The 12,694-nt window shown below is 70.5% G+C and carries 9 protein-coding genes; 8 read left to right on the top strand and 1 reads right to left on the bottom strand.

Annotated features, from left to right (window positions below):
- The first annotated feature begins 6 nt into the window (after nt 1–6).
- From CLV54_RS14700 to CLV54_RS14690, 3 genes are read left to right on the top strand one after another with little or no spacing between them, the layout of a single operon-like run.
- Nucleotides 7–933 (top strand): signal peptidase I, encoded by a 927-nt coding sequence (locus CLV54_RS14700; protein ID WP_100345738.1) that lies wholly within the window; start codon nt 7–9, stop codon nt 931–933.
- Nucleotides 926–1,747 (top strand): hypothetical protein, encoded by an 822-nt coding sequence (locus CLV54_RS14695; RefSeq protein ID WP_157803004.1) that lies wholly within the window; start codon nt 926–928, stop codon nt 1,745–1,747. Before CLV54_RS14700 ends, CLV54_RS14695 begins: the two co-directional genes overlap by 8 nt.
- The gene (locus CLV54_RS14690) at nt 1,744–3,711 is read left to right on the top strand and encodes a choice-of-anchor G family protein (protein ID WP_157803003.1); all 1,968 of its coding nucleotides are present in this window, start codon (nt 1,744–1,746) and stop codon (nt 3,709–3,711) included. Before CLV54_RS14695 ends, CLV54_RS14690 begins: the two co-directional genes overlap by 4 nt.
- 125 nt (nt 3,712–3,836) lie before the next feature.
- Here CLV54_RS14690 and CLV54_RS14685 read toward each other — a convergent pair whose 3' ends face one another.
- On the bottom strand, nt 3,837–4,499 hold the full coding sequence (locus CLV54_RS14685; protein WP_157803002.1) for an endonuclease domain-containing protein: 663 nt from the start codon (nt 4,497–4,499) through the stop codon (nt 3,837–3,839).
- 489 nt (nt 4,500–4,988) lie between these two features.
- Here CLV54_RS14685 and CLV54_RS14680 point away from each other — a divergent pair, with 489 nt between their 5' ends.
- The 5 genes from CLV54_RS14680 to CLV54_RS14660 all read left to right on the top strand — a co-directional run bounded on the left by CLV54_RS14680 (nt 4,989) and on the right by CLV54_RS14660 (nt 12,503).
- A complete protein-coding gene (locus CLV54_RS14680; RefSeq protein ID WP_100345734.1) occupies nt 4,989–7,466 on the top strand; it encodes a DNA polymerase III subunit gamma and tau in 2,478 nt (825 codons plus the stop codon).
- 3 nt (nt 7,467–7,469) lie between these two features.
- Entirely contained in the window at nt 7,470–8,063 is a 594-nt protein-coding gene (gene recR / locus CLV54_RS14675; protein WP_100345733.1) for a recombination mediator RecR, read from the top strand.
- Nucleotides 8,064–8,285: 222 nt separating this feature from the next.
- On the top strand, nt 8,286–9,578 hold the full coding sequence (locus tag CLV54_RS14670; RefSeq protein WP_100345732.1) for an aspartate kinase: 1,293 nt from the start codon (nt 8,286–8,288) through the stop codon (nt 9,576–9,578).
- Nucleotides 9,579–9,691: 113 nt separating this feature from the next.
- Nucleotides 9,692–10,783, top strand: a complete 1,092-nt coding sequence (locus CLV54_RS14665; protein WP_100345731.1) for an aspartate-semialdehyde dehydrogenase — start codon at nt 9,692–9,694, stop codon at nt 10,781–10,783.
- Between the two features lie 22 nt (nt 10,784–10,805).
- On the top strand, nt 10,806–12,503 hold the full coding sequence (locus CLV54_RS14660; RefSeq protein ID WP_100345730.1) for an ATP-binding protein: 1,698 nt from the start codon (nt 10,806–10,808) through the stop codon (nt 12,501–12,503).
- The last annotated feature ends 191 nt before the right edge of the window (nt 12,504–12,694 follow it).

Below are 12,694 nucleotides of genomic sequence, written 5' to 3'. Positions count from 1 at the left end.
GGGGACATGGCCGGGCAGACGCGGGGATCGGTGATCAGGGGCACTCTGATCACGATCGTGGGCGCAGCGGGTGCGTTGTGCATCGTGTGGTTCGCGCTCTCGCTCCTCTTCCAGCTCTCCATCGTGGTCGTCACCACCGGCTCGATGACCCCGACTCTGCCGACAGGCAGCGCGGCGGTCGTCGGGCCGGTGGCCGCGTCGGATCTCGAGGTCGGCGATGTCGTGACCGTGCCCCGGGCCGGCTCGGCGTTGCCGGTCACACACCGCATCGTCTCGATCGACGAGGTCGCCGGCGACCCCGAGGCGCGTTCTCTCGTGCTCCGCGGTGACGCGAACGCGACCGACGATCGAGACCCCTATCTCGTTTCGGAGGCGCGTCGTGTCATCGTGGGCGTGCCGTACTTCGGCACCGTACTCGCGACTCTGAGACAGCCGCTTTTTATGGGGGCTGCGACGCTCGCCATCGCCGTCTTCGTCGGCTGGGCGCTCTGGCCGTCGCGGTCGGGCCGGCGATCGGATGCCGCAGCGGCAGCGGCAGCGGCAGCGGCAGCGGCAGCGTCCGCGTCCTCTGCGGGCATGCTCGATCCGGCGCCCAAGAGTGTGACCGAGGGTGTGCCCGATCCGGCGCCCAAGAGTGTGACCGAGGGTGTGCCCGATCCGGCGTCGGCTGCCGCATCCCTTGTGCCTGTTGCCGTATCCCGCGCGACACCGGCTGCTGCGTCCACGACGCCGGCTGCCGGACCCGCGGAGGCGTCTGCGGCGGCCTCCGCCGCAGTGACCGCGGCGACGCGATCGTCGGGGGGCGTCGCGTCCGCCGGGGCCGGGCGGCGTGCGGAGTCCGTACCGCGCGCCGCCCTCGGTTCCCGCCGCCGGCAGGACGGTCGGAGCCGCGTGCCTCGACACCGACGCGAGCGGGACGGCACCTATGTCTGAGACAGCGTCGTCTGTGTGGCGAGAGGAACGACGAGAAGAGCGGCGAGGAGAACGGCGAGGCTGGACGACGGGCCGGGCGGCGCTCGCCCTGCTCTGCGTCGTTGTTCTGGGCGCGGGTCTGAGCCTGTTCTCCGCCCGCGCATACGCGATCCTCGTCGACGTTCCGGAGACCGGCGTCCCGGGTCACCTGGCCCTCCAATCCGATCCTCTCCCCGCACAGTTCCTGGCTTTGAGCCCCGGGGAGCCGGCCTTCTGGCAGATCGGCGCCCAGCTGAGCGACGCCGAGCGCTCGAGTCTGAGCCTCGAGATCCGCAAAGACGGGGCCGTCGTCGAGCACCCGCGCGGTCTCGTCGTGACGGTCCAGCGCTGCGATGAGCCCTGGGTGGGAGCGGAGTGCGCGAGCGGCGCGGCCGAGGTGCTCACCGCGACCCCGTCCGACGACTACGCGAGCAGCTCGCCGATCGTCGACCTCGACGGGCTCGATGCCCAGAGCGGCAGATACCTGCTCGTCGAGCTCGCCGTCGAAGACAGCGCGGCCGCCCGCGCCGACGAGAGCCTCATGGGCCTCACCGGCGACCTCGGCTTCGGGCTGACCGCGGCGGCTGACTCCCCACCCGGGCCGCCCACCCCTTCCGGAACCCCGGCTCCGCCGCAGGGAGCACCCGTCGCTCCCGACCGGCTTCCATCGATGGGTGTGGATGCCGCGGCCCTCGCCCTCCTGGCACTCGGGTTCGGCGGCCTCGCCCTCACGGTCGGGGGCGCCCGCAGGCCGCGGAGCCCGCAGGCGGCACCGGCTGAGGAGCGCCGACCATGACGCGCTTCCGTCGTTCGCGTCACGGCGTGCGCCGCGCTGAGGTGCACGGCGCCGGCCTGCACGGCGACGCCCACAGCACTGCACGTCGTGCTGCTCACAGCACTGCGCACCGCGCTCGCCGACGGGTCACGAGCGCCGGGATCGGGCTGGGCGCTGGTGCCGCGATGGTCGCGCTGCTCGGCGCGGCCGCTCTCTCCCCGAACGTCGCCGCGAGCGTCGCGTCCTGGAGCGACGCCGAGTGGTCCCACGGCATCGCCGGCACACTCGACTGCGAGGCGCCCGGCACCTTCACCTCGCGTGGTTCCGGCGCGTTCCTCGGTGGCGGCATCCTGCCCATCCCCACTCAGGACATCGCCGACCTGAACGCCGTGACGGTCACGAACGACGGCTCGGCCTCCACGGTCGAGCCGGCCTCGGCGAACCCGCTCGGTTCCGACGCCTACATCAACCCTCTGCAGGTCGATGCGCTCAACGGCCTCGTGTCGCTCGACCTCACCAACCTGCTCGTGCTGCCGTTGCAAACCGACTCCGGGGCGATCAACGAGTACGGTCAGGCGCAGTCGACCGGACGCTCGGCCGGGGCCACGGGCCTCATCAACGACTCGGGGGGAATCGCCGTCGACGAGGTCCCGGCGACGATCCCGGACTGGGCGACGCTCAAGCTCAGCACCCTCGTGAGCGAGGTGACGGGCGACAGCATCTCCGACCTCGTCGGAGGCATCGCCGATGTCGGGATGTCGCTCGGGGCCATCGGATCGAGCGCGCAGTACGACGCGTGCAACGCCGAGTTCGCCGATGACCTGGAGGCGAACCTCGAGCGCGAGTACCTGGTCGCGGGGCTGTCGACGACCGCGACCTCGCCCCTCGTCGGCGATCTGACCACGACGGTCGACGGCGTCGTGGGAGACCTCGAGACCGCCGTCAACGGCCTCGTGAACGACAGCGCTCTGCAGGCGCTCATCGAAGACGGCGTCGGCGGTCTCGTCGACGGCGTGCTCGGCCTGCTCGGGCTGGGCTCCGTGTCTGCGGAGGTGTCGGCGACCATCGACCTCTCGGCGGTCGAGTCGCTGCTCACCGAGACCCTCTCCGACACCGCCGGCGTGGTGACGGTCTCGCTCACCGACGGAACGGTCCTGATCGACCTGGCCGCCCTCGTCGGCGGGCCCGACGGCCTCAACGGCCTCGACCCCAACACCGAGCTCCTCATCAACGACGAGGTGATCAACCAGCTCACCGAGACGCTCGGCGACGTGCTCGACTCCTGGGTGCAGCGGGTGCTCGACGCCGTGGACCTCGCCGTCGCGGCCGTGCGGATCGATGCATCCGCGGTCGTCAACCTGACGGCCCTGGGCACCAACGTGGCGACGATCACGGCGACGCTCGACGACGTGTCGCTCGCGGGCCTGCTCGACGGGACGACCCACGCGACGGCGGAGGTGACCGACGTGATCTCGGGCGGAGTGCTGGGCGGCCTGCTCGGCGCGCTCTGCGCGCTGCCCGTCCTGCCCATCTGCGGCCTCACGACCGGCCTCATCACGACCATCGCGAACACGGTCGCCGAGTTGCTCGTGGGCACGGTCAACACGGTCAGCGGGCTGGGCGGCATCGTCGGGGGCGCTGTCGACGACATCCTCGCGCCGATCGCGGCCACGCTCGGCTCGACGCTCGCCACCGTCACCGCGCCGCTCGTCACCGCCGTCAGCCAGCTCTACGGCCTGCTCTTCGGCAGCTGGGAGGACGGAACGGGCGGGCTCTTCTCGATCGGGGTCAACATCCAGAACGCGCCCTCTGCGCCCGCCTACCCCGCACCCGTCGACTGGACGACCGGCCCCGACGCCATCCCGCCGGGCCAATACGACGTCGCCGCCATCCGGATCGGCGTGCTGGACGCCCTCGGCGCCTCCACCAACCTCAATCTCGACCTCGCGCGCTCCTCGGTCGGCCCGAACCTCCTCGCCCCCTAGCAGGTGGTGCCCCCTGACGGTCCGCCGGCTCGTAGAACAGGAGGGATGCGGCGACACCCGAGGCAAGAGAGCGTGGCCACAGGGTGTCGCCGATTCCACCCTGTTTCGTTGCAGGTTCAGCAGATTCATCTTTCCCTCACCTGCCGCTCGATCGCCGAGAGCGTGAGCGGCCACTCCTCGAAGACGTGCCGTTGCCCGAAACGGAGGGTGCGCAGACCGAAGGCCTGCTCGCGGACGGCCCGATCCACGTCCGCGTGAAAGCGCTCGCGCGAGGAATGCCACTCGTAGCCGTCGATCTCGATCGCCAGGATCTCCTCGACGAGCAGGTCGATCCAGCCGATCCCCGGCAGGTGTACCTGTGGGCGCACCGAGAACCCTGCCCGACGGAGTCTCCTGCGCACGATGGTCTCGAGCCCCGAATCGGCGAGCGGATCCATCTCGCGCTGGAGGGGACGCAGCCGTTCGGGCGCGCGAGCGAGCACACCGGCGATCTCGGCCGGTGAGACGGCGCCCTCGTGTACGGCCGAGTCGAGGCAGGCCAGGGCATCCTCCTCGTCGAGGCACGTCAGTGCCTGCAGCAGGGCGTCTCGGGGCGACACGATCCAGTCCAGCGCATCCTGTGGGAAACCCAGGACCCGCCAATGCACCCGTGGCGGGCCGGGAGGGGCCAGCAGCACGGTGTCGCGCCGATCTTCACGAGGCACGGCCTCGGGGTGGCGAACCGCGATCCCCGCGACCCGAGCGCTCACCGCCGCTTCGAGTGACAGGCGGGAGGCGGTCGGTGGCACGTGGACATGCAGCTCCGCGCCTCGTCCGCCCCAAGCACCCCATCGTCTCAGCGCGCTCGCGCAGCCGAGGCGCCCACCGAGTGCCGCTGCTCGAAGCTGGTCGGAGTCGGCGTCCGGTGTCGCGAACCATCCCGGCCGGATCCTCCTGAGAGAACCGGCTCGTAGCGCGGCTGTCAGCTGCCCCGGATCGAGGTCGAGGCGGCGCAGAGTGCGTGATCGCACGACATGGCCGAGGGAGGCGACGAGGTCGGGGAGCGGATTCATATGGACATGGTCGTGACTGTCCCGGCTCCGGTGACGTCGGCATCCGCCGATTGTGGAGAAGTCCGGTCGTCACTGGGCTGGGGAGGCAGGACCGAGTCGGCGACATGCCTGCACGGTGACGATTGTGCGCGGCGCGCGGCGAGTTGATCCTGTTTCGCCGAAGGCAGACACACAGGCGAGCGGATGCCGGGGCCGGGTGTCGGGGGAGCGAAGTACGATTGGGGGGTGGTCACCGCCCTGTATCGCCGTTATCGGCCCGAGACGTTCGCCGAGATGATCGGCCAGACGCAGGTGACCGACCCCCTCATGACGGCGTTGCGCACCAACCGCGTCAATCACGCCTACCTGTTCAGCGGGCCCCGGGGGTGCGGCAAGACGACGTCGGCTCGCATCCTCGCGCGGTGCCTCAACTGCGCGGAGGGCCCGACCGACACGCCATGCGGCGTCTGCGCGAGCTGCGTGGAGCTGAGCCGCGACGGCGGGGGCTCCCTCGACGTGGTCGAGATCGACGCCGCGAGCCACAACGGCGTCGACGACGCCCGCGACATCCGTGAGCGCGCGGTCTTCGCCCCGGCCCGCGACCGCTACAAGATCTTCATCCTCGACGAGGCGCACATGGTCACGCCGCAGGGCTTCAACGCTCTGCTCAAGATCGTCGAAGAGCCGCCGGAGCACGTCAAGTTCATCTTCGCGACGACCGAGCCCGAGAAGGTCATCGGCACGATCCGCTCGCGCACGCACCACTACCCCTTCCGGCTCATCCCGCCGGCGCAGATGCTCGACTACGTGCAGTCCCTCTGCGAGGCCGAGGGCGTGCAGGTCGCGCCCGGCGTGCTGTCGCTCGTGGTGCGCGCCGGCGGCGGATCGCCCCGCGACACCCTCTCGCTTCTCGATCAGCTCATGGCCGGCTCAGAAGACAACTCGGTCGGCTACGAACGGGCCGTCGCGCTGCTCGGGTACACCCACTCGGCGCTGCTCGACGAGGTCATCGACGCGATCGCGTCGAACGAGGCGGCATCCGCGTTCGAGGCCGTCGACCGCGTCATCCAGACCGGGCAGGATCCGCGCCGTTTCGTCGAAGACCTGCTCGAGCGCCTCCGCGACCTCATCATCGTGGCCGCCACCTCGGCGGACGCCGCGGCCGCCGTGCTGCGCGGGGTGCCGCAAGACGAGCTCGACCGCATGGGTGTGCAGGCCGCCAAGTTCGGCACTGCCGAGCTCTCCCGCTGCGCCGACATCGTGAACGCCGCACTCACCGAGATGACGGGTGCGACCTCGCCCCGGCTGCACCTCGAGCTCATGATCGCACGCACGCTCGTGCCCTCGAGCGACGACACCGAGCGCGGCGCCCTGGCCCGCGTCGAGCGTCTCGAACGCCGCATCGGCGTCGGCGACGGAGCCCCGCGGGGCGAACATCGCACGGATGCCGCGCCCGCCGCCCGGGATGCCGCACCCGTTCGCGCAGCCGATCCCGCCCCCGCCTCGTCACCCGTCGCTCCGGCTCCCGCCGCCGCGCCGGGCACCGCCGACCGGGCACCCGTCACCGCCCCGCCGGCTGCCGAGGCCGCGCCGCCGGCACCCGTCGGCCCCGTGACCGTGCACCAGGTCAAGGACTCCTGGCCGCAGATCCTCGACGCCGTCGAGAAGGCCAAGCGCAGCGCCTGGATGGTCGTCTTCACCGCGCAGGTCATCTCCCTCAACGACGACGTGCTCACCCTGTCGTTCCCGAGCGAGAACGACGCCGCGAGCTTCAAGCAGCGCCAGCCGAGCGGTCAGGGCGTGAGCGAGTACCTGCGACAGGCGATCCTCGACGTGCTCGGCATCCGCGTGAAGTTCATCGCGCGAGTGGATGTCGCGAGCGGCCGCTCCTCGTCGGGGTCCGGCGATCCGGCTGCTCCAGCCGCCGGGCCCGCCCCCGAGGAGCCTGCGCCAGCGGGCGAAAGCGCACCTGACGCACCTGACGCCCCGAACGACACGGCGCCTGCCGTGTCGACCCCGGCGGCCACGGTTATCGCGGAACACCCGGTGCCCGCACCAGCGGCGACCGTCGTGCCTGCCGCTCCTGCGGCCGCACCCGGTGCCGTGACCTGGGCGACCGTCGCGATCCCCGGTTCCGGATCCGCGTCGAGCAGCAACGATACTGCGCCGGCCGGCAGCGGGCCCGCGGCAGTGACAACCGCCGCCCGGCCCGCCCCGGCCGCGGGCGACGCCGTCACCGCGGTTCCCACGCCGAGCGACGGCCCCGCGCCCGTGGGCTCGGGGCCCGCCGGCTCCGCATGGGCAGCTTCTGCGCCCACCGGATCCGCGCCCGCAGGCTCCCCGAGCTCTCCCTCCGACGATGACTTCGGTGGGATCCCCTCGGACGACGAGGCTCCGCCCGAGACCGAGCCTCCCTTCGACCCCGGCCTGCCCACCGGATGGTACGTGGACGACTCCGCGTCGCTCGACCCAGCCCCCTCCGAGCTGCACGCGGTCGCGCCGAGCGCCGCGCCCGCGGCGCCCACGAGCGCCGCGGCATCCGCAGCACCCTCCGCGCCGGCGGCCCCGGCCCGCGCACCCCAGCCGCCCGCGCGCACGCCGGTCGCGGCATCCGCTGCTCTGCCCGACGGCCGCCAGCGGTACGGCGAGTCCGTCGTGCGCGAGATCCTCGGGGCGACCTTCCTCGAGGAGCAGCCTCACCGACCAGCATCGCGATTCGAGTAGCCCATGTACGAAGGAATCGTCCAAGACCTCATCGACGAGCTCGGCCGCCTGCCCGGGATCGGGCCGAAATCGGCCCAGCGCATCGCGTTCCACATCGTGCAGTCGGAGCAGTTCGACGTCACGCGGCTCGCCGAGGTGCTCATGGAGGTGCGCGACAAGGTGCGCTTCTGCAGCATCTGCGGCAACATCACCGAGCAGGAGACCTGCTCGATCTGCCGCGACCCCCGGCGCAGCCAGGAGTCCATCTGCGTCGTCGAGGAGGCGAAAGACGTCGTCGCGATCGAGCGCACCCGCGAGTTCCGCGGCCTCTACCACGTGCTGGGCGGCGCGATCAGCCCCATCGACGGCATCGGGCCAGACGACCTCCGCATCCGCCAGCTGCTCCAGCGGCTCGCCGACGGCACCGTCACCGAGGTCATCATCGCGACCGACCCCAACCTCGAGGGCGAGGCGACCGCGACGTACCTGTCGCGTCTGCTCACGACCCTCGAGCTGAGGGTCACGCGGCTCGCCTCCGGCCTTCCCGTCGGCGGCGACCTCGAGTACGCCGACGAGGTCACTCTCGGCCGCGCCTTCGAAGGCCGCCGCCCCGCCTGAGGCGCCCCGCGCCCCGTTCACCCTCTCTCGCTACTCAAAACGACGGAGATTCCGCCCTAATCTGCAACTTTGAGCGCCAAAACGACCGATTCGGGCGGAATCTCCGTCGTTTTGAGTAGGGGGAGAGTAGGGAGAGCGGGGAGGGTGGCATATGCCGAAACGGTATATGTCGGCACCCTAGAATGGTCTTTCGGTCGTCCCGTACACCCCAGGAGAACCTACGTGAGCTTGATCGTGCAGAAATACGGCGGATCGTCCGTGAGCGATGCGGAGAGCATCAAGCGCGTCGCGAAGCGCATCGTCGAGACGCGGAAGGCGGGCAACGACGTGGTCGTCGCGGTCTCCGCGATGGGCGACACGACCGACGAACTGCTCGACCTCGCGCACGAGGTGACCCCCATTCCCGCACCCCGCGAGCTCGACATGCTGCTCACCGCGGGCGAGCGCATCTCGATGGCGCTCCTCGCCATGGCGATCAAGAGCATGGGGTACGACGCGCGCTCCTTCACCGGCAGCCAGGCCGGAATGATCACCGACGCGCAGCACGGGGCGGCCCGCATCGTCGATGTGACCCCCGGGCGGCTGAGCGAGGCCCTGAGCCAGGGCGCGATCGTGATCGTCGCCGGCTTCCAGGGCTTCAACCGCGACACCAAAGACATCACCACCCTCGGCCGCGGCGGCTCCGACACGACGGCGGTCGCCCTCGCGGCGGCGCTCGACGCCGACGTCTGCGAGATCTACACGGATGTCGACGGGGTCTTCACCTCGGATCCCCGGGTCGTGCCTCTCGCCCGCAAGATCGACCGCATCACGAGCGAGGAGATGCTCGAGCTCGCGGCGGCGGGCGCCAAGGTCCTCTATATTCGCGCCGTGGAATATGCGCGTCGTCACGGCGTGACGCTGCACGTGCGCTCGTCATTCAACAACAACGAAGGAACGATCGTCTACAACCCCGAGGCCGGCATCCCTGCCGAGCTGGGGCGGAACGGAGTCGAAGTGGAAGAGCCGATCATCGCCGGAATCGCGGCCGATCTGAGCGAGGCGAAGATCACCGTCGTGGGAGTGCCCGACATCCCGGGCAAGGCCGCGCAGATCTTCAAGATCGTCGCGAAGACCAACTCGAACGTCGACATGATCGTGCAGAACGTCTCGGCGGCGGTCTCCGGTCTCACCGACATCTCGTTCACGCTGCCGAAGTCCGAGGGCCAGATCGTCTTGACGGCGCTCACCGCCGAGCAGGATGCCGTGGGCTTCCAGTCGCTGCAGTACGACGACCAGATCGGCAAGCTCGCGCTCGTCGGCGCCGGCATGCGCACCAACACGGGTGTCTCGGCGAAGCTCTTCGAGGCGCTCTACGAGGCGGGCATCAACATCGAGATGATCTCGACGAGCGAGATCCGCATCTCCGTCGTGACGCGCGCCGACACGATCAACGACGCCGTGCGCGTCGTGCACACGGCGTTCGGCCTCGACGCCGACGAGGTCGCGAAGGTCCACGGAGGCACGGGCCGCTGAGCCGGCCGACCGCCACCCGGTCAGCAGCGACATCCTGACAGCCCGGCGGCAAGAACCGCCAGACCGGGCAGCCCGCCGGCGAACCCTGCCGACGGGAACGTACTCTTGGACAGATGCATCCGCGCCGTCTCGGCGCATCGAGCGAAGGAACCGCAGTGAGCAACAGTGGAGTGAACCTCGGCGTCGTCGGCGCCACCGGCCAGGTCGGCGCGGTCGTGCGCAGGCTGCTCGAAGACCGGGAGTTCCCGATCGCGAGCATCCGCTTCTTCGCGTCGTCGCGGTCGGCCGGCACGACCCTCCCGTTCCGCGGCGAGGAGATCGTCGTCGAGGATGCCGCGACGGCAGACCCGAGCGGTCTCGACGTAGCGATCTTCTCGGCGGGCGCGACCACCTCGAAGGCGCAGGCGCCGCGTTTCGCCGACGCCGGCGTGATGGTCATCGACAACTCGAGCGCGTGGCGGATGGATCCCGACGTTCCGCTCATCGTCAGCGAGGTCAACCCGCACGCGCTCTCGGAGGCCCGCAAGGGGATCATCGCGAACCCGAACTGCACGACCATGGCGGCGATGCCCGTGCTCAAGGTGCTGCACGAGGAGGCCGGCCTCAGCCGCCTGATCGTGAGCACCTACCAGGCGGTCTCCGGCTCCGGGCTCGCCGGCGCCGAGGAGCTCGCGGGCCAGGCTCGTGCCGCCGTCGCCCAGGAGGGCCTGCTCGGCCTCGTGCACGACGGCGCCGCCGTCGAGTTCCCCGAACCGGCCACGTACGTCGCCCCGATCGCCTTCAACGTCATCCCCTTCGCCGGCAACCTCGTCGACGACGGGCTCAACGAGACCGACGAGGAGAAGAAGCTCCGCAACGAGAGCCGCAAGATCCTCGAGCTGCCGGGCCTCCTGGTGAGCGGCACGTGCGTGCGCGTGCCGGTCTTCACGGGTCACTCGCTCTCTGTCAACGCCGAGTTCGAGCGCCCGCTCAGCCCGGAGCGCGCGCGGGAGCTGCTCGCCGACGCCCCCGGGGTGGTCCTGCGCGAGGTGCCGACGCCGCTCGTCGCCGCGGGCGCCGACCCGAGCTTCGTGGGGCGCATCCGTGCCGACGAGGGAGCGCCCGAGGGCCGCGGGCTCGCGCTCTTCATCAGCAACGACAACCTGCGCAAGGGCGCCGCGCTCAACGCCGTGCAGATCGCGGAGCTCGTCGCGGCTCAGCTGTAGGCCCCTTGGTACTCTTCATTCCATGGGGGTAAAGCGGCGACAGACGGATCGCCCGCGTTCGCGCGCGATCGCCGACGAGTCCGTCGTCGAGCCACCGAGCCGCAACGCGGTGACGAGCGCTCTCGGGCGTTCCGTCTTCCTCTCCCAGATCACGCTCGGCGCGGTCGTGCTGATCCTCGTGCTCTGCGTGCAGATCTTCGACGCCCAGAGCGTGTCGTCGCCGAGCTTCTTCATCGGCGTCGCCGTGATCTTCGTCGTCACGGGGTTCGCGGTCATCCTGCCGTGGCACGTGATCGGCAAGAACGCGGCGATCGCCCTGCCCCTGCTCGACATCGCCGGCATCGCCTTCATCCGGCACGGCGAGCCCTCGCTCGGCGCGGGTGTGCTCTTCGTGTTCCCGGTGATCTGGATGTCGACGCACTACGGCGTCTGGGGCGCCGTGCTCAGCACGACCATCCCCACGGCGCTCCTCGTGGCCGGCGCCCTCGCCGACGACGGGGGAGTCAGCCTCTCGAGCACCCCGCAGCTCGTGACCATCCCGCTCATCCTGGCCTTTGTGGCGACGATGACGTATCAGACCCGCAAGCGCGTCGCCGCCCACCGGGTGCTGCTGCGGCAGCAGACGCTCCAGCTCGAGACCGTGCTCGAGCGCTCCCGTCTGCAGCAGCGGCTGCTCGACAGCATCTTCAACACGGTGAACTTCGGCATCCTCGCCTTCGACGCGAACGGCAACACGACCACGAGCAACAGCTTTCACCGCCGCCTCGTCGACCCGAACGGCGCCGGGCCGAGCGGCATCGAGAAGGCCGTGCGGGATGTCGTCTACCAAGCCGATCGGGAGACCCCGTACGTCGACTCGGAGCGGCCCTACTTCCGGGCGCTGGGCGGCGAGTCGTTCGACGGCATCATCGTCTGGCTCGGCGAGCCCGGAACCGAGCAGACCGCGCTCGCGGTGTCGGCCCGGCAGATCGACGACGGCCACGGCAACTGGGTGGGCGGGGTCATCGTCGAGAGCGACATCACCGCCGAGATCAACGCGCTCAAAGAACGCGACGTGGTCGTCGCGGCGGTCTCGCACGAGCTCCGCACGCCGCTCACCTCGATCCAGGGATACATCGACCTCGCTCTCGAAGACGACGCGGTGGGCGACGGGACCCGCAAGATGCTCGAGGTCGCCCTCGCGAACAGCGACAGGGTGCTCGCGATCATCGCCGACCTGCTGGGCGCGGCGAGCGGCGCCGACCCGGCCATGACCCTGACCTTCGCGGACTGCGATCTGAGCGAGCTCGTGCGCCGGTCGATCGAGGCGCAGCGGCCCGCGGCGGAGCGTCGCGGCATCCGCCTCGCCTTCGACGACCGGGGCGCGGTGCCGCTCATCGCCGACGGCTTCCGCCTGCGCCAGGTGATCGACAACCTCGTCTCGAACGCCGTGAAGTACAACGTCGACGGCGGTCTCGTGCAGATCGCGATCGAGGCGGATGCCGCGGAGGCCGAGCTCATCGTCGTCGACACCGGCCGCGGCATGACCGCCGACGAGCAGTCCCGGCTGTTCGAGCGCTTCTACCGCGCGGCATCCGTTCGTGACAGCCCGATCGACGGAACGGGTCTCGGGCTCAGCATCTCGCGCGAGATCGTGCTCAAGCACGGCGGCGACATCCGCATCTACAGCGAGGTCGACGAGGGGACGACGGCGATCGTCACGATTCCGCGGGCGCCCTGAGGGATTCGGCTCGCGATCTCGACGGAATGCACAGGGCGAACGCGGTGCACACTCGCAGTGCACAGAGTGCTCGCAAGGGTGCTCGCAATGCACGGGGCGAACGCGGTGCACGGTGTCCACATGACCACCCCGTAAACTGCATACGGGGACTCCGCGGAGAAACGTCCAGCCAGGGCGTGCACGCGGGGGCG

It is taken from the genome of Compostimonas suwonensis, assembly GCF_002797855.1.
GTDB lineage: Bacteria > Actinomycetota > Actinomycetes > Actinomycetales > Microbacteriaceae > Compostimonas > Compostimonas suwonensis.
This window is presented reverse-complemented; position numbering and strand designations above follow the sequence as displayed.